This is a genomic window from Pseudomonas sp. LPB0260, assembly GCF_013388395.1.
Window position 1 is genome coordinate 12,509 of sequence record NZ_CP058247.1, and the last position, 24,157, is coordinate 36,665.

Here is a 24,157-nt window from a genome sequence, read left to right on the forward strand (position 1 = left end):
GCGGACCTGCCTGAGGCTATAAGTAGATGTCAGCCCTTAACGAGCCTGCCGACCTGGCCGGTCTGCCCATGACCAAGAGTCTCACCCCGCCCTCGCTGCGCAAGGCCCTGCGCTGGTCGGTCTGGAGCCTGTTCAACGCCCTGGCGCTGTACCTGGTGGTGGCGCTGTATGCCCAGCAGCAGCTGGCTTTCGCCCTGCTCGGCCTGGTGGTCACCGGCATCGCCAGCTATGTGTTCATCAGCCGCCGTACCTACGCCCACCGCTATATCTATCCGTCGCTGGCCGGGATGCTGGTGTTCGTGATCTTCCCGCTGCTGTACACGGTCGGCATCGGCTTTACCAATTACAGCGCGAGCAACCTGCTGAGTTTCGAGCAGGTCCAGCGCTACCACCTGAATCAGACCTACCTGGCCGGCGAACGCTATGCCTTCGCCCTGCACCGCGATGCGGCCGGCGAGCTGCGCCTGCGGGTCGACCGGGGCGAACGGGGCGTGTTCGTCTCGCCGCCTCTGCTGGGCGACCCGGCCGTGCGTTCGCCGCTGCCGTTGCAGCCCGCCGAGGCTGAAGCACTGGGCGAGGCACTGCCGCTGCGCGAGGTGATCCAGCGCCGGGCCGAACTGGAGCAGTGGGCGCTGCGCGATGCTGAGGGCGAACTGCTGCGCCTGTACGGCCTGCGCGAGGTGGCGGCGGTCAAGCCGCTGTTCCGCCTGCTGGAGGGCGGTGACCTGCTCAATACCCGCAGTTCCGAGCGGCTTACCGCCGACCACGACAGCGGCTTCTATGTCGACAGCCACGGCAACAGGGTGGCGCCGGGCTTCACCGTGTATGCCGGCTGGAGCAACTTCGCCAGGGTGCTGGGCGATCCGAGCATCCGCGGTCCCTTCCTGGAAATCTTCGTCTGGACGGTGGTGTTCGCCGCCGGCACCGTGCTCTTCACCCTGATGCTTGGGCTGCTGCTGGCCAGCCTGCTGCAGTGGGACCTGGTGCGTGGCAAGCCGTTCTACCGGGTCATGCTGATCCTGCCCTACGCGGTGCCGGCCTTCATCTCGATCCTGGTGTTCCGCGGCCTGTTCAACCAGAACTTCGGCGAGATCAACCTGCTGCTCGACAGCCTGTTCGGCGTGCGCCCGGACTGGTTCAGCGACCCGACCCTGGCGCGCGGGATGATCCTGCTGGTCAACACCTGGCTCGGCTACCCCTACATGCTGCTGCTGAGCATGGGCCTGCTGCAGGCGATCCCCCGCGACCTCTACGAGGCCTCGGCGATGGACGGCGCCACGCCGCTGGACAACCTGCTGAAGATCACCCTGCCGCTGCTGATCAAGCCGCTGGCGCCGCTGCTGATCGCCAGCTTCGCCTTCAACTTCAACAACTTCGTGCTGATCACCCTGCTCACCCGCGGCGGCCCGGACATCATCGGCGCCACCACGCCGGCCGGCACCACGGACCTGTTGGTCAGCTACACCTACCGCATCGCGTTCCAGGATTCCGGACAGAACTTCGCCCTGGCGGCGGCCATCGCCACCCTGATCTTCCTGGTGGTCGGCGGCATGTCCTGGCTCAACCTGAAACTGTCGAAAGTCAAAGTCTGAGGAATCACCCCATGGCGATGGTGCAACCCAAATCCGTGAAATACCGCCTGTGGCTGACTCATGCCGGGCTGCTCGGCTTTATCGGCCTGATCCTCTTCCCGCTGCTGATGGTGGTGTCGATTTCCTTTCGCGAGGGCAACTTCGCCACCGGCAGCCTGCTGCCGGACAACCCGACCCTGGAGCACTGGTCGCTGGCCCTGGGCATTCCCTATACCCAGGCCGACGGCAGCGTGGTCAACCCGCCGTTCCCGGTGCTGACCTGGCTGTGGAACTCGCTGAAGATCGCCTTTATCAGCTCGCTGCTGATCCTCATGCTGTCGACCACCAGCGCCTACGCCTTCGCGCGCATGCGCTTCGCCGGCAAGGGACCGATCCTCAAGGGCATGCTGATCTTCCAGATGTTCCCGCCGGTGCTGTCGCTGGTGGCCATCTACGCCCTGTTCGACCAGCTCGGCCAGCACGCCAGCTGGTTGGGGGTGAACAGCCATGGCGCGGTGATCGTCGCCTCCCTGGGCGGCATGGCCCTGCACATCTGGACCATCAAGGGCTACTTCGAAAGCATCGACGCCTCCCTGGAAGAGGCCGCCATAGTCGATGGCGCCACCACCTGGCAGGCCTTCCTGTACATCCTGTTGCCGATGAGCGTGCCGATCCTCGCGGTGGTGTTCATCCTGGCCTTTATCACCAGCATCACCGAATACCCGATCGCCTCGGTGCTGCTGATGGACGTGGACAAGCTGACCCTGTCGGTCGGCGCCCAGCAGTACCTCTACGAGCAGAACTACCTGTGGGGCGACTTCGCCGCCGCGGCGGTGCTCTCCGGGCTGCCGATCACCGCGGTGTTTCTCTACTGCCAGAAGTGGATAGTCGGCGGCCTGACCGCCGGTGGCGTGAAGGGGTAGGGTGCGCCCTGCGCACCAGGGGGCCTGCATCGAAGCCCGCTTGTGACGTTCGGGTTGCGCTGCTGCCGTTTATTGGTGCGCGCGGCGCACCCTACGGGCGCCGGTGTATCGGGACTGGGTAGGGTGCGCCCTGCGCACCAGGGCCTGCATCGAAGGCCGCTTGTGGCGTTCGGGTTGCGCTGCTGCCGTTATTGGTGCGCGCGGCGCACCCTACGGGTTGACCGCGAGCGGCGTCGGGTAGGGTGCGCCCTGCGCACCATGGTGATGGCCGTCGCTGGGGCATAAGGTTTTTGCCCTATAGCGCAGACGCAAGCCTGCAACTTGGTTAGATTTCGACGCTACCCGAACAACCATAACTAACGGGAGACGTTTATGAATGCCTTGGCCTCGACGCCCATGCTGCAACCCCTGCCGCTGATTCCGGCCAAGTTCGCCGCGCCGGCAGTCCATCGCGGCCTGCTCGCCCGGCCACGTTTCGATGAGTGGTTGCAGCGCCTGCCCCAGGTGCGCTTGGCCGTGCTGCAGGCGCCCAGCGGGTTCGGCAAGACGGTGCTGGCCAGCCAGTGGGCCCAGGACTTCCTCGGCGCCGTGGCCTGGCTCAACCTCGACGGCAACGACAACCAGCCCCGGCAGTTCGGCCGCTACCTGGTCAACGCCCTGGATCGGCAGCTCGAGGCCGGTTGCCCGCAAGCCGTGGCCCGCGCCGAACTGGGTGAGGAGGGGCCGGAGAGCCTGCTCACCCGCCTGCTCGCCGAACTGCCGGCCGAGCACGCGCCGCTGCTGCTGGTGCTCGATGGTTTCGAGCAGTTGCGCAACGCCGAGGTGATCCAGGCGCTGCGCTTCTTCCTGCGCAACATGCCGGAGTGGTTGACCCTGCTGGTGTGCAGCCGCGGCCTGCCCGACCTGGGTGTCGCCGAATGGCGGGTCAAGCAGCAGCTGCTGGCCGTCGACGCCGTGCAGCTGGCCTTCGAGCACGACGAGGTGCAGAGCCTGCTGGAGCTGGGACTGCCGTTTGCCATCAACCGCGAGCAGATCGAGCGCCTCAACCGGCGTATCGGCGGCTGGCCCTGCGCCTTGCAGCTGGCCGTGCAGGAAGTGCAGACCGGGCGCGGCATGGACCTGTTCCTGGAAAGCCTGCAGCTCGGCCACCCCTATATCCGCGACTACCTGCGCGAGCAGGTGCTCGCCGGCCTGGGCGAGGCGACCCAGGACTTCCTCTATTCCACCTGCCTGCTGGAGCGCTTCAGCGCGGCCCTGGCCGATCGCCTGACCGCCACCTGCAACGGCCGCGAGATGCTCGAACAGCTGGAGCGCAGCGGGCTGTTCATCCAGCCGGTCGATGGCCTGCGTCAGTGGTTCGCCTACCATCCGCTGTTCGCCAGCTTCCTCAAGGGCGAGCTGCGCACCCACCAGGCGCCGCGCATCGCCGAGTTGCACCTGCGCGCCGCCGAGGCGCTGCTGGAGGAGCGGATGGCGGAGGAGGCGGCCGAGCACGCGGTGCTGGCCAACCACCCGCAGCGGGTCGAAGAGATACTCGTCAACCACGGTCGCCAGTTCTACCGCCAGGGGCGCCTGGAACTGCTGCAGCAATGCCTGCAGGTGCTGCCGGAAAACCGCGTCGCCGAGTCGCCGCTGTTCACCCTGCTGCAGGCCTGGTCATCGCAGAACCAGTACCAGTGTGATCAGGTCGAGCGCTGGCTGCAGGCCGGCGAGGCGGCGCAGAAGGGCCAGTACAGCCCCGAGCAATGGGTGCGCATCGAGGCCGACTTCAAGGCCGTGCGCGCCCAGGTGGCGATCAACCAGGGCAACCAGCAGCAGGCCATGGCCCTGGCCCGCGAGGCCCTGGCCTTCGAGCCGCTGACGATGCGCACCTCCAAGGTCGCGGCGATGTCGGTGCTGGCCGAGGCGCACTTCGTCCAGGGCGACCTGCAGCAGGCCCAGCAACTGCACGAGGACACCGTGCGCCGTGCGCAGCAGATCAATGCCGCGCACCCGGTGCTGTGGAGCCTCGGCCAGCTGTCGGAAATCGCCATCGCCCAGGGCCACCTGCAGAAGGCCTACAACCTGCAGGAGCGGGCGCTGCAATACATCGAGCAGGAAAAGCTGCCGTTGACCCCGATCATGGAGTTCATCCACCGGGTGCGCGGCCAGGTGCTGCTCGAATGGCACCACCTGGATGCGGTCGAACAGTGCGCCCTGCAGGGCCTGGAGCTGCTCGACCGGGTCGGCGACCACTGGTTCCTGCAGTGCTACGTGCTGCTGGCCCGGGTCGCCCACGCCCGCGGCCAGCAGAGCGTCTGCGCCGACTATGTCGGCAAGCTCAAGAGCCTGCTGGCGGCCGACGACTACCACATCGACTGGCAGGCCAATGCCCACGGGGTGATGCTCAGCTACTGGGAATCCACCGAGGACAAGGACAGCATCCGCCAGTGGCTGAGCACCGCGCCGCCGCTCAAGCCCGGCGCCAACCACTTCGCCCAGGGCAACGCGCGCAACCATGTACTGGCCTACCTGGCGCTGAACCAGGCCGAGCGCGGCTTGCCAATCCTGCGCCAGCTGCAGATCGACGCCGAGCGCCACCAGCTGGTGATGGACCAGAACCGCAACCACATCCTCCAGGCCATGCTCTACTGGCAACGCGAGGAGCGCCAGAGCAGTCTCGATCACCTGCATAAGGCCATGACCCTGGCCAGCGGCACCGGCGCCATCGGCAGTTTCCTGCGCCTGGGCAAACCGCTGATCGCCATGCTCAAGAGCCTGCAGCACGAACGCCAGCTCGACGAGCTGGAGCGCCAGCGCGCCGACCGCCTGATCCAGCTGGCCCAGCAGCAGCGCGACTTCAGCCGGGCGATCCGCATCACCCTCGACGAGGCGGTGATCCAGGACATCATCAACCGCCCGGATGTGCCCGAGCTGATCCGCCATTCGCCGCTGACCCGCCGCGAGTGGCAGGTGCTCAGCCTGATCCATGCGGGCCTTTCCAACGAGCAGATCTCCGAGCACCTGAACGTGGCGCCGACCACCATCAAGACCCACATCCGCAGCCTCTACCAGAAGCTCAACATCACCCAGCGCAGCGAAGCCGTGCAGCTGGCACGCAGCCTGCTGAGCAAGATCCAGGGCGAGTAAGGCGTAGGGTGCGCCGTGCGCACCGATTTGCTGGCGCTGGCGATTTCGAGTTGTGGTGCGCGTGGCGCACCCTACGGTAACCCACGGTTGTGCAGGTCCGCGTAGGGTGCGCCGTGCGCACCGATTTGCCGGCGCTGGCGATTTCGTGTTGTGGTGCGCGTGGCGCACCCTACGGTAACCCACGGTTGTGCAGGTCCGCGTAGGGTGCGCTGTGCGCACCGATTTGCTGGCGCGGGCGATTTCGAGTTGTGGTGCGCGTGGCGCACCCTACGGTAACCCACGGTTGTGCAGGTCCGCGTAGGGTGCGCCGTGCGCACCGATTTGCTGGCGCTGGCGATTTCGAGTTGTGGTGCGCATGGCGCACCCTACGGCTCCTGGGTTGTACGGGGCGCGGTAGGGTGCGCCGTGCGCACCGATGGGGTGATGGGGGCGGATTCGGGCATTGCTGGGTGTGCCGCGTCGTAGGCTCGGCGCCGATCTCCTCCTCCCCGATGCGCAAGAGCTACGCCGGCGAAAAAACGCCTGGGGAGGATGTGCGGGCAGGGCCACCTGCCTAGAGTGGCAAGCGTCATCACCCTCTATAAGGCTTTGCTGTATGGCAGTTAATCGCAAGGACTGGTGGCGCGGCGGCGTCATCTATCAGGTTTACCCGCGCAGTTTCTTCGACAGCAATGACGATGGCGTCGGCGATCTGCCCGGCGTGCTGGCCAAGCTCGACTACATCGCCAGCCTGAATGTCGATGCCATCTGGTTGTCGCCCTTCTTTACCTCGCCGATGAAGGATTTCGGCTACGACGTGAGCGACTATCGCGGCGTCGATCCGCTGTTCGGCAGCCTGGAGGACTTCCAGGCGCTGGTCGCCGCGGCCCATGAGCGTGGCCTGCGCATCATCATCGACCAGGTGCTCAACCACTGCTCGGACCAGCACGAGTGGTTCAAGGAGAGCCGCTCCAGCCGCACCAACGCCAAGGCCGACTGGTTCGTCTGGGCCGAGCCGAACCCGGACGGTACGCCGCCGAACAACTGGCTGTCGGTGTTCGGCGGTTCCGCCTGGTCCTGGGACGGGCGGCGCAAGCAGTACTACCTGCACAACTTCCTGGCCAGCCAGCCGGACCTGAATTTCCACTGCGAGGCGGTGCAGCAGCAACTGCTCGACGACATGGAGTTCTGGCTCAAGCTTGGTGTCGACGGCTTCCGCCTGGATGCGGCGAACTTCTACTTCCACGACCGGCAACTGCGCAGCAATCCGCCCAACCCGGACATCCGCGAGGGCGGCATCGGTGTGCGCGCCGACAACCCCTACGCCTACCAGCAGCACCGCTTCGACAAGAGCCAGCCGGAGAACCTGCCGTTCCTGCGCCGCCTGCGCGGGCTGATGGACCGCTACCCGGGCACCTCGACCGTGGCGGAGATCGGCTGCGACCAGTCGCTGCGCACCATGGCCGCCTATACCAGCGGTGGCGATACCCTGCACATGGCCTATTCCTTCGACCTGCTGACCGCCCAGTGCAGCCCGGCCTTTATCCGCCACACGGTGGAGAGCATCGAGCGCGAACTGGGCGACGGCTGGCCGTGCTGGTCGGTGGGCAACCACGACGTGGTGCGGGTGATAAGCCGTTGGGCGCTGCATGGCAAGGAGCAGCCGGCCCGCGGGCGCCTGTTGATGGCCCTGCTGCTGTCGTTGCGCGGTAGCGTCTGCCTGTACCAGGGTGAGGAGCTGGGCCTGCCGGAGGCCGAGCTGGCCTTCGAAGACCTGGTCGACCCCTACGGCATCCGCTTCTGGCCGGAGTTCAAGGGCCGCGACGGTTGCCGCACGCCCATGCCCTGGAGCAGCACCGCGCGCCATGCCGGCTTCTCCAAGGCGCAGCCCTGGTTGCCGCTGGCCGAGCCGCACCGGGCGCTGGCGGTGGACGTGCAGGAGTCGGACCCGCAGTCGATGCTCAATACCTACCGGCGTTTCCTCGCCTGGCGCCAGGCGCAGCCGCTGCTGATCGAGGGGGCGATCGAGATGCGCCACCACGACGACGGTCTGCTGGTATTCGAACGGCGCCTGGGCGAGCAGGCCTGGTTGTGCCTGTTCAACCTGAGTGACGCCGAGCGTCGCTACGACCTGCCGCTGATGGTCGAGCCGCTCGAGGACGTCCCCGCCAGCACTGCCGAGTTCCTCGGCAGCTGGGTACACTTGCCGGCCCACGGGTACGGCTTCGCCCGCCTGTTGGGCTGAGAGGAAAATAGCCATGGCCAGCGTCACCCTGCGCAACATCTGCAAGAGCTACGACGGTGCGGCGATCACCCGCAACATCGACCTGGATATCGAGGACGGCGAGTTCGTGGTCTTCGTCGGCCCCTCCGGCTGCGGCAAGTCCACGCTGTTGCGGCTGATCGCCGGGCTGGAAGACATCAGCGCCGGCGACCTGTTGATCGACGGTCAGCGGGTCAACGAGCTGCCACCCATGGATCGCTCGGTGGGCATGGTGTTCCAGTCCTACGCCCTCTACCCGCACCTGAGCGTGGCGGAGAACATGGCCTTCGGCCTCAAGCTGGCCAAGGTCGGCAAGGCCGAGATCCGCCGCAAGGTCGAGGCCGTGTCGCGCATCCTGCAGCTCGACCAGCTGCTCGAGCGCAAGCCCAAGGACCTTTCCGGCGGCCAGCGCCAGCGCGTGGCGATCGGCCGCACCATGGTCCGCGAACCCAAGGTGTTCCTGTTCGACGAGCCGCTGTCGAACCTCGACGCCTTCCTGCGCGTGCAGATGCGCATCGAGATTTCGCGGCTGCACCAGCGCCTGAAGTCGACCATGATCTACGTCACCCACGACCAGGTCGAAGCCATGACCATGGCCGACAAGATCGTGGTGCTCAACGCCGGCGAGATCGCCCAGGTCGGCGCGCCGCTGGAGCTCTACCATTACCCGCAGAACCGCTTCGTCGCCGGCTTCATCGGCTCGCCGCAGATGAACTTCCTGCCGGTGCGCGCCCTCGGCGCCGACGCCGACGGCGTCGAGATCGAGCTGCCCGGCGCCTGCCGCATGCGCGTGCCGGTCGATGGCAGTGCCGTGCAGGTCGGCGAGGCGCTGACCCTGGGCGTGCGCCCGGAGCACTTCGTCGCCGCCGAGCAGGCCGACTTCGCTTTTACCGGCGAGATCGGCGTGGCCGAGCGCCTGGGCGACCACAACCTGATCCACCTGAGCCTGGAAGGGGTGGCGGAGCTGATCACCCTGCGCGGCGACGGTAACGCGCGGGTGGCGGCGGGCCAGCGCTACGCCGCCGGGCTGATGGCCAACAAGTGCCACCTGTTCCGTGCCGACGGCCAGGCCTGCGCGAGGCACTACCGCGAGCCGGCGATCCATGGCTGAGCGCGGACGCGCGGTTCAGCAGTAGCGTTGCAGCGCATCGGCCAGGTCCTTGGCCAGCAGAGCGTCAGGGGCCCGGGCTTGGTCGCCGGCGCGGTACTTGCCGGTCTGCACCAGGCAGGCCTGCAGGCCGGCGCGCTGCGCGCCCAGCACGTCGCTCTCGACATCGTCGCCGATCATCAGCGCCTGCCCGGCCGCCACGCCGAGCTCCTCCAGGGCCCCGGCAAAGAAAGCCGGCGAGGGTTTGCCGAGCACCTTGGCCTGCACCCCGGCGGCGTACTCCAGGGCGCGGACGAAGGGCCCGGCGTCCAGGCGCAGTGCGCCCTGGTAGCGAAAGTAGCGGTTGTCGCCCATGGCCAGCAGCGGCGCGCCGTCCAGCAGCAGGTGGAAGGCCCGCTCCAGGTGGGCGTAGTCGAAGCGCTCGGCGGCATCGCCGATGACTACCGCATTGGGCGCCGGCAGTTCCAGCAGGTCGGCGAATTCGGCTTCAAGGTTGCGGTGGATCAGGCAGTAGGGGCGCAGGCCATGCGCCTGCAGGTAGTGACGCATGGCGCGCGGTGCGCTGTAGATCTCCTCGGGCTGCAGGGCATAACCCATGGCGAGGAGCTGGCGATGGATCTCGGCGGCGGTCAGGCGCGAGGTGTTGGTCACGAGGCGCAGCGGGTAGCCCTTGGCCTGCAGGGTCCGGACCGCCTGCACCGAGCCGGGTATCGCCTGGGTGTCCTGGTAGAGCACGCCGCTGATATCGAGCAGCACCGCCTGTGGCATCGGCCTATTCTCTCGTGGGTATCGGTCCTGGCGCGTCAGCGCCTTCTACAGCGATAGCACAGCTTGTCCGCGGCTGCCGTCTGCGCGCGCCCGCGGGGAGTGGTCTAGGGTTGCTGACTGGCCGGTGGAAAACGGCCAGCCGCTTGCCTCGATCGACCGCGGGGCAGGGCAACCAGGCGACAGGTGAGCGCCGGGCTGGTGCTCCCCAACAACCCGATGAGGAAACACGACATGCGTTTTATGGTGATGGTCAAGGCCACAGCCGATTCCGAAGCCGGTGTGATGCCCAGCGAAGAATTGTTGGCCGCCATGGGGCGTTACAACGCGGAGTTGGTCGAGGCGGGGGTGTTGCAGGCCGGCGAAGGTCTGCACCCCAGCAGCCGGGGCGCGCGGGTGCGGTTTGCCGGTAGCCAGCGCAGCGTGGTGCAAGGCCCCTTCCCGGAAACCCGGGAGCTGATCGCCGGCTTCTGGATCTTTCAGGTGGAGTCCTTGCAGGCCTGCATCGACTGGGTCAAGCGTTGCCCCAACCCCATGCCGGGTGACTCGGAGATCGAGATTCGTCAGTTGTTCGAGGCCGAGGACTTCGGTGAGGCACTCACGCCAGAGTTGCGCGAGCAGGAAGAACGCGTGCGCGCGCGCACCGAACACCAACCGCGAGGAAATAAAGGATGAAGATCAATAGCTATCTGTCGTTCGACGGCCAGTGCGAGGCCGCCTTCAGGTTCTACGCCGAGTGCCTGGACGGCAAGCTGGACACCCTGATGCGCTACGGTGAAAGCCCCATGGCCAAGGACGTTCCGGCGCAGTTCCATGAGCGCATCATCCATGCCAGCCTGAAGCTCGATGACCAGGTGTTGATGGGCTCGGACAGCATTCCGCTGCAATGCCCTTACGAGGGGATCAAGGGCTGTTCGGTCTGCCTGCAGGTGGACAACGTCCCCCAGGCGGAGCGCCTGTACGCCGCCCTGTCGGCAGGAGGGGCGGTGCAGATGGAGCTGCAGGCGACCTTCTGGGCCGCGCGCTTCGCCATGTTCACCGACCGTTTCGGCGTACCGTGGATGATCGACTGCGAGGTAGACAGCCAGATGGGCTGAGCCGTCCAGCGGGTGCCCCATCAGGCACCCGCTGGCCCTGGCCCTAGACGGCCAGCAAGGCCTCGCGCTCGGGCAGTGGCTCTTCGGCCACCCCGGCGAGGAACTCGTCGCCCCAGCGGCGGATGTCGTTGTAGCTGACGATATCGAACAGCTGGCGCAGGCGCGCCTGGGCCTCGGCCTTGGGCAGGTTCAGCGCCAGGTAGCAGCTCTGCACCAGGTCAGCCGGGTCGTGCGGATTGGTCAGCAGGGCACCCTTGAGTTCGGCGGCGGCGCCGGCGAACTCGGAGAGCACCAGCACGCCGCTGCCACCGAGCAGGCCCTGGGCTGCGACGAACTCCTTGGCCACCAGGTTTAGGCCGTCGCGCAGCGGGGTGATCCACATGACGTCGGCCATGGCGTACCAGGCGCTGACCTCCTCGAACGGCAGGCTGCGGAAGAAGAACTGCAGCGGCGTCCAGCCGATGCGGGCGAAGCGCCCGTTGATCCGCCCGACGGCCTGCTCGATCTGCCCCTGCAGCTCGTCGTAGATGGTCATTTCCTTGGCCGCCGGCACGCAGACGGTGACCAGGGTGACCTTGCCGAGCAGCTCCGGGTTTTCCGCCAGCAGGCGCTCGTAGGCGTTGAGCTTCTCCAGGATGCCCTTGGTGTAATCCAGGCGTTCGACCGAGAGGATCAGCTTGACCCCGGACAGCTCCTCGCGCAGGCGGGCCATCATGTCGAGGATCTTCGGGTTGTCCAGGGCGCTGCGGACCCGGTCGATGTCCAGACCGACCGGATGGGCGCCCAGCTTGACCACCCGGCTGCCGGTATCCACGGCGGTGGTCATGCGCTCCAGGCCGACCGCGCAGCCGTAGGTGATGAAGCGCGGCGCGCAGTTCTGCCGGCTGACCGTCTGCAGCGGCGTGACGCCGCGGGCCACGTCGACGAAGTTCTCCACCTGGCGCGGGATATGGAAGCCCACGTAGTCGCACTGCAGCAGGCTGCCGATGATCTGCCGGCGCCACGGCAGCACGTTGAACACGTCCGCCGAGGGGAAGTAGGTGTGGTGGAAGAAGGCGATGCGCAGGTCCGGGCGCAACTCGCGCAGGTAGGCCGGGACCATCCACAGGTTGTAGTCGTGCAGCCACACGGTGGCGCCTTCCGCGGCCTCCAGGGCGGTGCGCTCGGCGAACGCGCGGTTGACCTTGCAGAACACCTGCCAGTCGTCCTCGTTGAAGGTGGCGCGCTCCCAGAAGGTGTGCAGGGTCGGCCAGAAGGCTTCCTTGGAGAAGCGCTTGTAGAAGACGTCGACATCCGCCTTGCTCAGCTTGACCCGCGCAGCGGTGAGCTTGGGGTAGCGCTCGGCATCCACCGGCGTATGGGTATCGAAGGGCTCATCGTCGTCCTCGTGTACCGCCCAGGCGATCCAGGAGCCCGGCCGGCCGTCGCCGAAGAAGCTCAGCAGGGTGGGGATGATGCCGTTCGGCGAGGTCGGCCGGCGACGCTGCAGCTTGCCGTCGGCGCCGCGATGCTCCTCGTAGGGCAGGCGGTGGTAGACCATCACCAGTTCGGCGTTGCCGGGCTGGGCCGCCTTGCGGCGTTCGGCGGCGATGCCGTGTTCGCCGAGGAAACCGAAGTGGGCGAAGGCCTCGAGGATGCCGCCGCAGCCCGGGCGCTCGGCGTGCAGGGTGAGCGAGTGCTGGGCGGTGGCTTCGAGCAGGCCTTGTTCCGACTGGCCAACACAGACGCCCTTGAACGGGCCGCTGAGCATGGACAGGTCATTGAGGGTGTCGCCGGCCGCCAGCACCTGGTCGGCCTCCAGCTCCAACCAGTCGGCCAGGGCCTTGAGGCTGCTGCCCTTGTTCACCCCCTGGGGCAGGAAGTCGAGGTAGCGCTCGGCCGAGTACAGAAGGTCGCAGCCCAGGGCCTGTGCGGCCTCCAGCAGGGCCGGATTGGCCGCCTGTTCCGGCGTGCAGAAGTAGGAGCAGCGGCGGGCCTGGGGCACGTCCTGGCGCTCCAGCTCGAAGCCCTCGATGGCGCTGGCTACCTGGCTCTCGCCGGGCCACAGGGCATCCACCGCGCTCTGCAGCGGCTGGATCGGCTGCAGCGTATCGCCGTGCACCAGGCTGGCGCCGACGTCGGCGATGATGAAGTCCGGCTGCGGCAGCGTCGGGTCCGCCAGCAGCGGCAGCACCGCTTCCAGGCTGCGCCCGGTGACGTAGGCCAGGCGGATGTCCGGGTGGGCGGCAATGGTCTGGTAGAGGCTCAGGCGATCCTCGGGATCGCCGGCGAGAAAGGTTCCATCGAGATCGGTAGCAAGTAGCATGCGCTGTCTCCCTGTCCATGAGTGGGTGCAGTTGACGCGCCGACGTGGGCCGACGAGCTATGAGCCTAGTGATGCATTGCTGCGCGATTATGGCGCGGCAGGCATTGGGCTCTGCGTGTTGGGCAGTCGCGCCTGGGAAGGCGGCTGCCGGGTTTGTCGCAGGCGCTGGCGAACCGGCGCCTACGGAGATTCGGCCAAGGGCTCCTCGGCGTGCGGCTCGGCGTCCGCCGCTGGTGCGTCGGGCATCAGCTCGAGCACCGTATGGCTGGTACGCAGCATCGGCACGAAGTGCGCGTGCTCGCCGCTGACCAGGTCACTGACGTGACGCAGGCGATAGATCGTGTAGGCGGCCAGCAGGGCCAGCACCGCGGCGAAGAACAGCGGCAGCGCCTGGGCGCCGAGCTGCTGCATCAGCACCCCGGCGAGCAACGGCCCGCAGACGGCGCCGACGCCGTTGACCATCAGCAGGCTGCTGGAGCCGGCGAGGATTTCATCGCTGTGCAGCTGGTCGATCAGCTGCGCGACCGCCACCGGGTAGATGGCGAAAGACAGGCCACCGAACAGGAAGATCAACCCGAGCAACGGCCGGCCGGCCGGCAGCAGGCTCATCAGCAGGGATACCAGCACAGCCAGGATCACCACCCAGAGCAGCACCAGGCGGCGGTCGTGCTTGTCCGAGTAGAGTCCGATCGGCCATTGCAGCAGGGCGCCGCCGAGGATCGCGCTGCTCATCATCAGGCCCACGCCGGTGGCATCGAAGCCGCTCAGGCTGGCGTATACCGGCGCCATGCCCCAGAAGGCGCCGAGGGCGAGGCCGGACAGGCCGGCGGCGGCGATCGACAGCGGGGCGATGCCGAGCAGCTGACGCAGATTGGTGTGCAGGGTATCCGGCACGCTGGGCTGGCCCTGGCGGGTCAGGGTGATGGGCATCAGCGCGGCGCTGATCAGCATCGCCGCGAGGGCGAACAGCATGAACTCGCCGGGTTCGGCCAGGCCGAGCAGCTGCTGGGCGGCGGCCAGGGCGCCGAGGTTGACCGCCATGTAGATGGCGAACACCTGGCCGCGCTTGTCCGCGGGGGCCTGGGCGTTCAGCCAGCTCTCGATGACCATGTACAGGCTGACCAGGGCCAGGCCATAGAGCACGCGCAGGCCCAGCCAGACCCAGGGATCGACCAGTAGCACATGGAGCAGGGCGGTGATGGCGGCGAGCGCTGCGCAAAAGGCGAACGCACGGATGTGCCCAACGCGGCGCACCAGCGGGATCGCCAGCCAGGTGCCGAGGAGGAAGCCGACGAAGTACCCGGACATGATCAGTCCGAGCATTGCGGTGGAGTAGCCTTCGGCGACACCACGCAGCGTCAGTAGGGTATTGAGCAGGCCATTGCCGAGCAGGAGTAACGCGACCCCGCTCAGCAACGAACTGATAGGGGCAATTTGAGACCACATGGCGGACTACCCTAGGGAAGTAAGTCCTCGATAGCAAGCATGAATCGCGCCAGTGACTGCCGGGTGTGTTGTGTAAGTTATTGTTATATATCGAAAAAATAACTGACAAAAGGCGCCTTGATTTATTTTTTGGCCGATTGTGCACCGCTATGGTGCGCGCATGCCTCAGTCATTCTCGATTTTCAGCGGTTTCAACGCAGGGGGCGACAGCGGCGCGGCCTGGTTGAAGCGCTCGATCATGCCGTTGATTTCTTCGCGGTCGCGGCGGTTGCGGATATGCACCGCCGCGGTCTCCACGACGCTGCGCGCGTGGCGTACCAGGTCCGCCTGGTGGTGGGCGCGGGGCTGCTGGTAGAGCAGGTTCTTGAAGGCCTGCAGCAGGCTGGTCAGGACATGGGGGTCGCAGCTGCCGTAGGTCCTGAGCGGGCCGAAGATCAGTTGCAGCAGCTGGTCCAGCGACAGTTCGAAGAAGAACAGTCGCGGCGGCCCGTCCGGCAGCGGCGATACGTCCAGGTCGGGCAGCTCCATGCGCTTGCTGAACAGCACGGTGAGCATGTCGATGGCGGTGATGGCGGTGCCCGGGTCGTTGATCCCGGGGCTCAGGGCCTTCACCGCGATCTCGGAGATATGTTTGCAGCCGAACACGTAGTGGGAGCTGGCGTATTGTTCGACGAAGAAATCGAAGCAGTCGCGCAACTGCGCGCACAGGTCCTCGTCGACCTCGCGGTCCAGCTTGAACAGCGGGTGCCCGGCCATGACGAAGAAGCCGCGATGGATCAACACCACCATGCGCAGGTCGTTGTCGACCAGCAGTTCGTTGAGGGTGCCGGTATTGAGCTCCTTGAAGTAGCCGCTGCGCTGGGCGTCGACCGTGGCCCAGCCCTCGTCGGCCGGCCAGGACGGCGAGTCCTGGCACTCGAGCAGCTTGCGGGCGTTGCTGTCGAGTTTCTCCTGGGTCGTGACGTAGAGGTTGTTGAGGATGTGTTCGACCTGGATCGACAGCGAGATCGAGCGGATGAAGTCGACGAACAGTCCCAGGCAGGCAATGCCCAGGCCCAGGGTCACCAGTACGCCCAGGCTGGGGACGCGCTCGCTGTTGCCCTGCTCGATGGTGGTGATCAGCAGCAGGGCGTAGACGATGGTGCCGAGGTAGAAGCCCAGGGTCTTCTGGTGCCCCTTGCTGCTGATCAGCCCCGGCACGACCCGCGGCGAGAGCGCCGCGGAGGCGTTGTTGAGTACCACCATGACCATCGAGAAGCTGAACACCATCAGCGACATCACCCCGCCCACCAGGGTGCCGAGGATCAGCCGCGCGTTGTCGGCATTGCGCACCAGGCCGATATCCAGATGGGCCTTGAGGGCCATCAGCCAGGGCTGGTACTCGATGGCGATATTCAGCAGGCCTGCCAGCAGGAAGGCCAGGGAGATCAGCGTCGGATAGAACGCCAGGCTGTGGATGGTGCGCAGGTAGATGCGAAACAGCAGGTTGGCTGGTTGGACCACGGGACTTTCCGTTTCGGTGAGGACAATGCCTCGAAGGATAGTCGAGCGCTGGGCCGTGCCAGGAAAAGCCGGCACGCGGCCGGCTTGCTCAGGGTGGTGTCAGGCGCAGACGGTGGCGATGGCTGCGGCCAGTTGCTCCAGCCGGCGGGCATCCAGGCCGGCGACATTGGCCCGACCCGAGCCGACCATGTACACGCAGAACTCGTCGCGCAGGCGTTGCACCTGTTGGGGCGACAGGCCGGTGTAGGAGAACATCCCGCGCTGCTCGGCGATGTGGGCGAAGCGCTCGGCCAGGCCGTGGGGGCGCAGGGCTTCGACCAGGCCCTGGCGCAGGCTGGCGACGCGCTGGCGCATGGCGTTCAGCTCCTCCTGCCACAGTGCCTTGAGGGCCTCGTCGTCGAGGATGCTGGCGACCACCGCGGCGCCGTGGGCCGGCGGCGTGGACCACAGGTTGCGGGCGATGTAGGCCAGCTGGCTGCGCACATCCAGGAGCTTCTCCGCGTCCGCCGCGCAGACCAGCAGGGCGCCGGTGCGTTCGCGGTAGAGGCCGAAGTTCTTCGAGCAGGAGCTGGTGATCAGCAGTTCCGGCAGCGCCTCGGCAAACAGGCGCACGGCCCAGGCGTCCTGTTCCAGGCCGGCGCCGAAGCCCTGGTAGGCGAAGTCGATCAGCGGCAGCAGTTCACGGGCCTTGACCACCTCCAGCACCCGGCGCCAGTCGTCCTGGCTCAGGTCGAAACCGGTGGGGTTGTGGCAGCAGGCGTGCAGCAGCACCACGTCGCCCTGGGGCAGGCGGCCGAGGGCATCGAGCATCGCCTCGACATCCAGGCGGTTGTCGGCGCCGACGTAGGGGTAATGGCCGACGCGCAGGCCGGCTTCGGCAAACAGGCTTTCGTGGATCGGCCAGGTCGGGTCGCTCAGCCAGATGCCACGGCCGGGCAGGCAGTGGCCGATGAAGTCGGCCGCCAGGCGCAGCGCGCCGGTGCCACCGGGTGTCTGGCTGGCGGCGGCGCGGCCTTCGGCGAGTGCCGGGCTGGCGGTACCGAGGACCAGTTCGGCCAGGCGAGCGGTGAACAGCGCATCGCCATGACCGCCGATATAGCTCTTGGTGGTCTCGCGCTCGACCAGGCGCTGCTCGGCCAGGGTAACCGCCCGGGGGATCGGCGTCAGGCCCTGGGCGTCCTTGTACACGCCGACACCCAGATCGAGCTTGGCCGGATTGCTGTCGGCGCGGAAGGCTTCCATCAGCCCCAGAATGGGGTCGCCGGGAACCCGCGCGATCTGGCCGAATTGCCTCACTTGCGGCCCTCCGCGCTGCTAGCCACCTGGTCGGTGCGTGCGGCCATGATGAAGTCGTTGCGATGCAGGCCGCGGGCCTCATGGCTCCACCAGGTCACGGTGACCTTGCCCCATTCGGTGAGCAGCGCCGGATGATGGCCTTCTTCCTCGGCGATCGCGCCGACGGCGTTGCTGAAGGCCAGGGCGTGGCGGAAGTTCTTGAACAGGAAGACCTTCTCCAGCTCCATGTGATCGCCGCGGGTTTCGATGTTCCAGTCGGGGATCTGCTTGATCAGCTCGGCCAGCTCCTCGTCGGATACCAGCGGGGCGCCGGCGCGGCAGGCTTCGCAGTGGGCTTGGGCAAGGCTCATGGGGATTCTCCAGGGCAAAGGGGGGTTATGGGGTAGGGCGGAAAACCGCAACGGGTTTTCCACCTTGGGTTCAGAGGGTGGAACAGACCGCCGTCGGTTTCCACCCTACGCCGCTTTGGGCGGGAATTTCGGGGCGTGCAGGCCCATCTGCATGGCCCGGTGGACCAGTGCCATGATGTCCTCGTGGGCCAGCTCGAACAGACGCTTGAGTTCCGGCAGGACGAAGTACAGCGGCTGCAGGATATCGATACGGTACGGCGTGCGCATCGCCTCCAGGGCGTCGAAGGACTGGTGCTCGGGCTCAGCGGACAGGCAGTAAACGGTCTCCTTGGGCGAGGAGAGGATGCCGCCGCCGTAGATCTTGCGGCCCTGGCTGGTGTCGACCAGGCCGAACTCGATGGTCATCCAGTACAGCCGCGCCAGGTACACCCGCTCTTCCTTGCTGGCCTTGAGGCCAAGCTTGCCGTAGGTGTGGGTGAATTCGGCGAACCAGGGGTTGGTCAGCAGCGGGCAGTGGCCGAAGATCTCGTGGAAGATGTCCGGTTCCTGCAGATAGTCCAGCTCTTCCGGGGTACGGATGAAGGTGGCCACCGGGAATTGCTGGCTGGCCAGCAGCTCGAAGAAGGTCTGGAAGGGGATCAGCGCCGGCACGCGGGCGACCCGCCAGCCGGTGGCTGCCAGCAGCACCTTGTTGATCTCGTCGAGCTGGGGGATGCGTTCGAGCGGCAGGCCGAGCTGGTCGATGCCGTCCAGGTACTCCTGGCAGGCGCGCCCTTCGACTACCTTGAGCTGCCGGGTGATCAGGGTGTTCCACACCTGATGCTCGGCGTCGCTGTAGTGGATGAAGCCGCTTTCGTCCGGTTTGCGGGCCACGTACTGCGTGGATTTCATCGCTGCCTCCTGAGGGGGCCTTGTTGTTGTGTTGGACTATGGATATCCCAGGATGTGCAATTTCGCAGCTGCCCCCGTGTCGCCTGAGGCGGGTCGTGCTCGGATTTTTGTAAAGAATAGATTACGACGTCGGCGACATGGCTCGGCGTCTTCTTGCTGTCGGGTATATCCGTCACATATTCTTGACGGAAATTAAGGCTGAGCGCGCATTTCCATGGCCTTCAGCCCACCAAAACGCCGTCTTCGGGGCCCTCATGCGTATCAAAGTCCACTGCCAGAACCGTATCGGCATCCTGCGCGACATCCTCAACCTGCTGGTCGAGTACGGCATCAACGTGGCCCGCGGCGAGGTCGGCGGCGAGCAGGGCAATGCCATCTACCTGCACTGCCCGAACCTGATCAACCTGCAGTTCCAGTCGCTGCGCGCCAAGTTCGAGGCGATTCCCGGGGTCTTCGGCGTCAAGCGCGTCGGCCTGATGCCCAGCGAGCGCCGCCACCTGGAGCTCAATGCGCTGCTCGGTGCTCTGGACTTTCCGGTGCTGTCGATCGACATGGGCGGCTCCATCGTCGCCGCCAACCGCGCCGCTGCGCAGCTGCTCGGCGTGCGGGTGGACGAGGTGCCGGGGATTCCGCTGTCGCGCTATGCCGAGGATTTCGACCTGCCCGAGCTGGTGCGGGCCAACAAGTCGCGGATCAACGGCCTGCGGGTCAAGGTCAAGGGCGACGTGTTCCTCGCCGATATCGCGCCGCTGCAGACCGAGCACGACGAAAGCGATGCCCTGGCCGGGGCGGTGCTGACCCTGCACCGCGCCGATCGCATCGGCGAGCGCATCTACCATGTGCGCAAGCAGGAGCTGCGCGGCTTCGACAGCATCTTCCAGAGCTCCAAGGTGATGGCCGCGGTGGTGCGCGAGGCGCGGCGCATGGCGCCGCTGGATGCGCCGCTGCTGATCGAGGGCGAGACCGGCACCGGCAAGGAGCTGCTGGCCCGCGCCTGCCACCTGGCCAGCCCGCGTGGCCAGTCGCCGTTCATGGCGCTCAATTGCGCCGGGCTGCCGGAGTCGATGGCCGAGACCGAGCTGTTCGGCTATGGCCCCGGCGCCTTCGAGGGCGCGCGACCGGAGGGCAAGCTCGGCCTGCTCGAGCTGACGGCTGGCGGCACCCTGTTTCTCGATGGCGTCGGCGAGATGAGCCCGCGCCTGCAGGCCAAGCTGCTGCGCTTCCTGCAGGACGGCTGCTTCCGCCGGGTCGGCAGCGACGAGGAGGTGTACCTCGACGTGCGGGTGGTCTGCGCCACCCAGGTCGACCTGTCCGAGCTGTGCGCCAAGGGCGAGTTCCGCCAGGACCTCTATCACCGACTCAACGTGCTCAGCCTGCATATTCCGCCGTTGCGCGAGTGCCTGGACGGCCTGGCGCCGCTGGTCGAGCACTTCCTCGACCAGGCCAGCCGACAGATCGGCTGCCCGCTGCCCAGGCTGGCGCCCCAGGTGCTGGACAAGCTCGGCCACTACCACTGGCCGGGCAACGTGCGCCAGCTGGAGAACGTGCTGTTCCAGGCCGTGTCGCTGTGCGAAGGCGGCACGGTCAAGGTCGAGCACATCCGCCTGCCCGACTATGGCGCCCCTCAGCCGCTGGGTGACTTCTCCCTGGAGGGCGGCCTGGACGCCATCCTCGGGCGTTTCGAGAAGGCCGTGCTGGAGCGCCTGTACCAGGATCACCCGAGCAGCCGGCAGTTGGGCAAGCGTCTCGGTGTGTCGCACACCACCATCGCCAACAAGTTGCGCCAGCATGGCCTTGGCAAGGAATAGAGGGTCGCGCTATTGGCGCTGAACGAGTGCGTTTGCACCTCATCGGCTTTCCTGTCGCACCAGGGTCCTAGCGTCGGCTTGCCCAGGGCGGGGCGGTCAGATCCTGTTAGACCTTGGTGTAATGGCTCGTCCGGAGCCGCTGGCGGAGACTTTTGGCATCCGAACCCTGCGTGATTCGGATGCAGTACGCTTCCGTTCCCCGTAAGCCTTATGGGTAAGCGATCCCTTGCGGGATCGCTTTTTTTTGCCTGCGATTTGCCCGCCGGCGCTGACCGCCACCAATGCAGTAGTGCGGTACTACGATGGTCGAATGGTCCGGCCCAGGGCGCGCGGGCTAAAAATGCAGCATTGAAGAACAACAACTACCCACCGAGGTGTAATCGATGAGTGCTGCGTCCCTGTATCCCGTGTGCCCCGAGGCGGCTGCCCGGTCCTTGACCGATGAGGCCACCTACAAAGCCATGTACCAGCAGTCGGTGAGCAACCCCGATGGTTTCTGGCGTGAACAGGCGCAGCGGCTCGATTGGATCAAGCCGTTCACCCGCGTCAAACAGACCTCCTTCGACGAGCACAATGTCGACATCAAGTGGTTTGCCGATGGCACCCTGAATGTCTCCCACAACTGCCTGGACCGGCATCTGGCCGAGCGTGGCGAGCAGGTGGCGATCATCTGGGAGGGCGACGATCCTGCCGAGCACAAGCACATCACCTACCGCCAGCTGCATGAGCAGGTGTGCCGCTTCGCCAACGCCCTGCGTGGCCAGGGCGTGCAGCGTGGCGACGTGGTGACCCTCTATATGCCGATGATTCCCGAGGCGGTGGTGGCAATGCTGGCGTGCACGCGCATCGGTGCCATCCATTCGGTGGTCTTCGGCGGCTTCTCTCCCGAGGCCCTGGCCGGGCGCATCGGCGATTGCGGCTCGAAGGTGGTGGTCACCGCTGACGAAGGCGTGCGCGGCGGCAAGCACACGCCACTCAAGGCCAATGTCGATGCGGCCCTGGGTGGCGCGGAAACCGCCAGCGTGGAGAAGGTCATCGTCTGCCGGCGCACCGGTGGCGAGATCGCCTGGAACCCCGGACGCGACCTCTGGTACGAGGAGCTGGTCGAGGTCGCCGGCAGTGACTGCCCGGCCGAGGAGATGGGCGCCGAGGACCCGCTGTTCATCCTCTACACCTCCGGCTCCACCGGCAAGCCCAAGGGTGTGCAGCACACCAGCGGTGGCTACCTGTTATACGCCGCGCTGACCCACGAGCGGGTGTTCGACTACAAGCCCGGTGACATCTACTGGTGCACCGCCGACGTCGGCTGGGTCACCGGCCACAGCTACATCGTCTACGGGCCGCTGGCCAATGGCGCGACCACCCTGCTGTTCGAGGGCGTGCCGAACTACCCGGACATCACCCGCATGGCGCAGGTCATCGACAAGCACCGGGTCAATATCCTCTACACCGCGCCGACCGCGATCCGCGCCATGATGGCCCAGGGCGATGCGGCGGTGCAGGGCACGGACGGCTCCAGCCTGCGCCTGCTCGGTTCGGTGGGCGAGCCGATCAATCCGGAAGCCTGGAACTGGTACCACACCACCATCGGCCAGGGCCGCTGCCCGATCGTCGACACCTGGTGGCAGACCGAGACCGGCGGCATCCTGATCAGCCCACTGCCGGGCGCCACCGCGCTCAAGCCCGGCTCGGCGACCCTGCCGTTCTTCGGCGTGCAGCCGGCCCTGGTGGACAACGAAGGCCAACTGATCGAGGGCGCCGCCGAAGGCAACCTGGTGATCGTCGACTCCTGGCCGGGTCAGGCGCGCACCCTGTATGGCGACCACGGGCGCTTCGTCGACACCTACTTCAAGACCTTCAAGGGCATGTACTTCACCGGCGACGGCGCCCGTCGCGACGAGGACGGTTACTACTGGATCACCGGCCGGGTGGATGACGTGCTCAATGTCTCCGGGCACCGCATGGGCACCGCGGAGATCGAGAGCGCCCTGGTCGCGCACGCCAAGGTCGCCGAGGCGGCGGTCGTGGGCGTGCCTCACGACATCAAGGGGCAGGGCATCTATGTCTACGTCACCCTGAACCAGGGCGAGGAGCCCAGCGAGCAGCTGCGCCTGGAACTGAAGAACTGGGTGCGCAAGGAAATCGGCCCGATCGCCTCGCCGGATGTGATCCAGTGGGCCCCGGGCCTGCCGAAGACCCGCTCGGGCAAGATCATGCGGCGTATCCTGCGCAAGATCGCCACCGCCGAGTACGATGCCCTCGGCGATATTTCCACCCTGGCCGACCCGGGCGTGGTGCAGCACCTCATCGATACCCATCGCAGCATGCAGGCCGCCTGACCGGCGCCTGACAACGACGCCCCGCCCCGGCCATCAGCCGCGGCGGGGCGTTGTGCTTTCTGCGGTCTGCTCGACGGCCGCGGTGGGCGCAGCGGCGGTAACGCTTTGCCCGGGCTGCTGGGGCGAACGGAAACGCTTTGCCCGCGTTTTGTCTGTTCGGCTGGCACCTGTTGCGGGGCTGGCACGCTCAAAACCCCGTGGCTATTGGTCTGGGCGTGTTTGGGCGCGTTTATTGCTTTAGTTACCGGTTATCCCTTCTTCTGGTCTCTGCACGTTTGCTGGAGGCTGTCAATGCGTCTCGCCCGGCCTTCCTGGTCTTTTGTAATTACTTGTCGCATTGAGGAAATTTCGCCTTCCGGGCTCTCGCTAGAATGCCGCTCACCCAGTCGGGCCGCCTGTTGTCCGTGTGTAACGCGGCAAGGACGGCGACGTTCCCCGCAATTCATGCATGGCTGGATGCATGCGCATATCGGCAGGCTGCCGAGCGAGCCATTCCCATTCGAAGGAGTCACAAGATGAAGAAGATTGCACTTCTCGGCGCCCTGGCGCTCTCCGTGCTGTCCCCGCTGGCCATGGCCGAAGACGCCAAGCCCCTGCGTATCGGCATCGAAGCGGCTTACCCGCCGTTCGCCTACAAGACTCCGGAAGGCAACATCACCGGTTTCGACTACGACATTGGCCAGGCTCTGTGCGAGGAGATGAAGGTCGAGTGCAAGTGGATCGAGCAGGAGTTCGACGGCCTGATTCCGGCATTGAAGGTGCGCAAGTTCGACGCCGTGCTGTCCTCCATGAACATCACCGAGGAGCGCCTGAAGTCGGTGGACTTCTCCAAGAAGTACTACAACTCCCCGGTTAAGCTGGCGATGAAGGCCGGCACCGAGATCAACGACCCGCTGGTCGATCTCAAGGACAAGAAGGTCGGCGTGCAGCGCGCCTCGATCTACGATCGCTATGCCACCGACAAATTCGCCCCGGCCGGTATTGAAGTGGTGCGCTACAGCTCGCAGAACGAGATCTTCCTCGACATGACCGCCGGCCGCCTGGATGCCACCCTGGCCGATGCGGTGAACATCGATGACGGTTTCCTCAAGACCGATGCGGGCAAGGGCTTCGCCCTGGTCGGGCCAACCTTCTCCGAGCAGAAGTACTTCGGCGAAGGCGCCGGTATCGCCGTGCGCAAGGGCGAGACCGAACTGGCCGACAAGATCAGCGCGGCCATCGCGGCGATCCGCGCCAACGGCAAGTACCAGGAAGTCCAGGACAAGTACTTCGACTTCGACATCTACGGCGAGTAATCGCATCCCACCGAAAGTGGCGCAAACCGATCCGAAGGTGAATCTGCGCCACTTTTTCGTTGTGCTCCACGGCGCCTGGTGGCGCCCGC

The 24,157-nt window shown here is 66.4% G+C and carries 17 protein-coding genes; 10 read left to right on the forward strand and 7 right to left on the reverse strand.

Going from position 1 to position 24,157, the window contains the following annotated elements; translation table 11 throughout:
* Nucleotides 1-26 precede the first annotated feature (26 nt).
* The 5 genes from malF to malK all read left to right on the forward strand — a co-directional run bounded on the left by malF (nt 27) and on the right by malK (nt 8,976).
* Nucleotides 27-1,592 carry a maltose ABC transporter permease MalF gene (malF, locus tag LPB260_RS00055; protein WP_208706609.1) on the forward strand — a complete coding sequence of 522 codons (1,566 nt, stop codon included), beginning with the start codon at nt 27-29 and terminating at the stop codon, nt 1,590-1,592.
* A gap of 11 nt (nt 1,593-1,603) precedes the next feature.
* Nucleotides 1,604-2,494 carry a maltose ABC transporter permease MalG gene (malG, locus tag LPB260_RS00060; RefSeq protein WP_208706610.1) on the forward strand — a complete coding sequence of 297 codons (891 nt, stop codon included), beginning with the start codon at nt 1,604-1,606 and terminating at the stop codon, nt 2,492-2,494.
* Nucleotides 2,495-2,866: 372 nt separating this feature from the next.
* On the forward strand, nt 2,867-5,623 hold the full coding sequence (gene malT / locus LPB260_RS00065) for an HTH-type transcriptional regulator MalT (RefSeq protein ID WP_208706611.1): 2,757 nt from the start codon (nt 2,867-2,869) through the stop codon (nt 5,621-5,623).
* Between the two features lie 595 nt (nt 5,624-6,218).
* Nucleotides 6,219-7,847, forward strand: a complete 1,629-nt coding sequence (locus tag LPB260_RS00070) for an alpha-glucosidase (protein ID WP_208706612.1) — start codon at nt 6,219-6,221, stop codon at nt 7,845-7,847.
* A gap of 13 nt (nt 7,848-7,860) precedes the next feature.
* Nucleotides 7,861-8,976, forward strand: a complete 1,116-nt coding sequence (malK, locus tag LPB260_RS00075) for a maltose/maltodextrin ABC transporter ATP-binding protein MalK (protein WP_208706613.1) — start codon at nt 7,861-7,863, stop codon at nt 8,974-8,976.
* A 15-nt stretch (nt 8,977-8,991) separates the two neighbouring features.
* Here the strand turns inward: malK and LPB260_RS00080 are convergent, their stop codons facing one another.
* Nucleotides 8,992-9,741, reverse strand: a complete 750-nt coding sequence (locus LPB260_RS00080; RefSeq protein WP_208706614.1) for a TIGR01458 family HAD-type hydrolase — start codon at nt 9,739-9,741, stop codon at nt 8,992-8,994.
* A 231-nt stretch (nt 9,742-9,972) separates the two neighbouring features.
* Between LPB260_RS00080 and LPB260_RS00085 the strand changes: the two genes are divergently transcribed.
* Both LPB260_RS00085 and LPB260_RS00090 read left to right on the forward strand, forming a co-directional pair.
* Entirely contained in the window at nt 9,973-10,413 is a 441-nt protein-coding gene (locus LPB260_RS00085; RefSeq protein ID WP_208706615.1) for a YciI family protein, read from the forward strand.
* Nucleotides 10,410-10,835: a VOC family protein gene (locus LPB260_RS00090; protein ID WP_208706616.1), complete on the forward strand. Its 426-nt coding sequence runs from the start codon at nt 10,410-10,412 to the stop codon at nt 10,833-10,835. Before LPB260_RS00085 ends, LPB260_RS00090 begins: the two co-directional genes overlap by 4 nt.
* Nucleotides 10,836-10,878: 43 nt before the next feature.
* On the opposite strand, the gene ggpS is transcribed toward LPB260_RS00090, so the two are convergent.
* From ggpS to phhA, 6 genes are all read right to left on the reverse strand, one after another.
* Nucleotides 10,879-13,140: a glucosylglycerol-phosphate synthase gene (gene ggpS / locus LPB260_RS00095; protein WP_208706617.1), complete on the reverse strand. Its 2,262-nt coding sequence runs from the start codon at nt 13,138-13,140 to the stop codon at nt 10,879-10,881.
* A 180-nt stretch (nt 13,141-13,320) separates the two neighbouring features.
* Nucleotides 13,321-14,586, reverse strand: coding sequence for an MFS transporter (locus tag LPB260_RS00100; protein ID WP_208706618.1), 1,266 nt, complete (start codon nt 14,584-14,586; stop codon nt 13,321-13,323).
* A 165-nt stretch (nt 14,587-14,751) separates the two neighbouring features.
* Entirely contained in the window at nt 14,752-16,089 is a 1,338-nt protein-coding gene (locus LPB260_RS00105) for a DUF2254 domain-containing protein (RefSeq protein ID WP_208706619.1), read from the reverse strand.
* Between the two features lie 99 nt (nt 16,090-16,188).
* Nucleotides 16,189-17,385, reverse strand: a complete 1,197-nt coding sequence (locus tag LPB260_RS00110) for an amino acid aminotransferase (protein ID WP_208706620.1) — start codon at nt 17,383-17,385, stop codon at nt 16,189-16,191.
* On the reverse strand, nt 17,382-17,735 hold the full coding sequence (locus LPB260_RS00115; protein WP_208706621.1) for a 4a-hydroxytetrahydrobiopterin dehydratase: 354 nt from the start codon (nt 17,733-17,735) through the stop codon (nt 17,382-17,384). Before LPB260_RS00115 ends, LPB260_RS00110 begins: the two co-directional genes overlap by 4 nt.
* A gap of 105 nt (nt 17,736-17,840) precedes the next feature.
* Nucleotides 17,841-18,626, reverse strand: a complete 786-nt coding sequence (gene phhA, locus LPB260_RS00120) for a phenylalanine 4-monooxygenase (protein WP_208706622.1) — start codon at nt 18,624-18,626, stop codon at nt 17,841-17,843.
* A 254-nt stretch (nt 18,627-18,880) separates the two neighbouring features.
* Between phhA and LPB260_RS00125 the strand changes: the two genes are divergently transcribed.
* The 3 genes from LPB260_RS00125 to LPB260_RS00135 all read left to right on the forward strand — a co-directional run bounded on the left by LPB260_RS00125 (nt 18,881) and on the right by LPB260_RS00135 (nt 24,068).
* On the forward strand, nt 18,881-20,434 hold the full coding sequence (locus LPB260_RS00125; RefSeq protein ID WP_208706623.1) for a sigma-54-dependent transcriptional regulator: 1,554 nt from the start codon (nt 18,881-18,883) through the stop codon (nt 20,432-20,434).
* Nucleotides 20,435-20,817: 383 nt separating this feature from the next.
* On the forward strand, nt 20,818-22,773 hold the full coding sequence (gene acs, locus LPB260_RS00130; protein WP_208706624.1) for an acetate--CoA ligase: 1,956 nt from the start codon (nt 20,818-20,820) through the stop codon (nt 22,771-22,773).
* Nucleotides 22,774-23,288: 515 nt separating this feature from the next.
* Entirely contained in the window at nt 23,289-24,068 is a 780-nt protein-coding gene (locus tag LPB260_RS00135; protein ID WP_208706625.1) for an ABC transporter substrate-binding protein, read from the forward strand.
* The last annotated feature ends 89 nt before the right edge of the window (nt 24,069-24,157 follow it).

Coding starts and splice junctions, on each gene's coding strand:
- LPB260_RS00090 (WP_208706616.1), top strand. CDS start 10,410: ATGAAGATCAATAGCTATCTGTCGTTCGACGGCCAGTGCGAGGCCGCC.
- LPB260_RS00070 (WP_208706612.1), top strand. CDS start 6,219: ATGGCAGTTAATCGCAAGGACTGGTGGCGCGGCGGCGTCATCTATCAG.
- LPB260_RS00080 (WP_208706614.1), bottom strand. CDS start 9,741: ATGCCACAGGCGGTGCTGCTCGATATCAGCGGCGTGCTCTACCAGGAC.
- malK (WP_208706613.1), top strand. CDS start 7,861: ATGGCCAGCGTCACCCTGCGCAACATCTGCAAGAGCTACGACGGTGCG.
- LPB260_RS00085 (WP_208706615.1), top strand. CDS start 9,973: ATGCGTTTTATGGTGATGGTCAAGGCCACAGCCGATTCCGAAGCCGGT.
- LPB260_RS00115 (WP_208706621.1), bottom strand. CDS start 17,735: ATGAGCCTTGCCCAAGCCCACTGCGAAGCCTGCCGCGCCGGCGCCCCG.
- ggpS (WP_208706617.1), bottom strand. CDS start 13,140: ATGCTACTTGCTACCGATCTCGATGGAACCTTTCTCGCCGGCGATCCC.
- malG (WP_208706610.1), top strand. CDS start 1,604: ATGGCGATGGTGCAACCCAAATCCGTGAAATACCGCCTGTGGCTGACT.
- malF (WP_208706609.1), top strand. CDS start 27: ATGTCAGCCCTTAACGAGCCTGCCGACCTGGCCGGTCTGCCCATGACC.
- LPB260_RS00100 (WP_208706618.1), bottom strand. CDS start 14,586: ATGTGGTCTCAAATTGCCCCTATCAGTTCGTTGCTGAGCGGGGTCGCG.
- LPB260_RS00135 (WP_208706625.1), top strand. CDS start 23,289: ATGAAGAAGATTGCACTTCTCGGCGCCCTGGCGCTCTCCGTGCTGTCC.
- acs (WP_208706624.1), top strand. CDS start 20,818: ATGAGTGCTGCGTCCCTGTATCCCGTGTGCCCCGAGGCGGCTGCCCGG.
- LPB260_RS00125 (WP_208706623.1), top strand. CDS start 18,881: ATGCGTATCAAAGTCCACTGCCAGAACCGTATCGGCATCCTGCGCGAC.
- malT (WP_208706611.1), top strand. CDS start 2,867: ATGAATGCCTTGGCCTCGACGCCCATGCTGCAACCCCTGCCGCTGATT.
- phhA (WP_208706622.1), bottom strand. CDS start 18,626: ATGAAATCCACGCAGTACGTGGCCCGCAAACCGGACGAAAGCGGCTTC.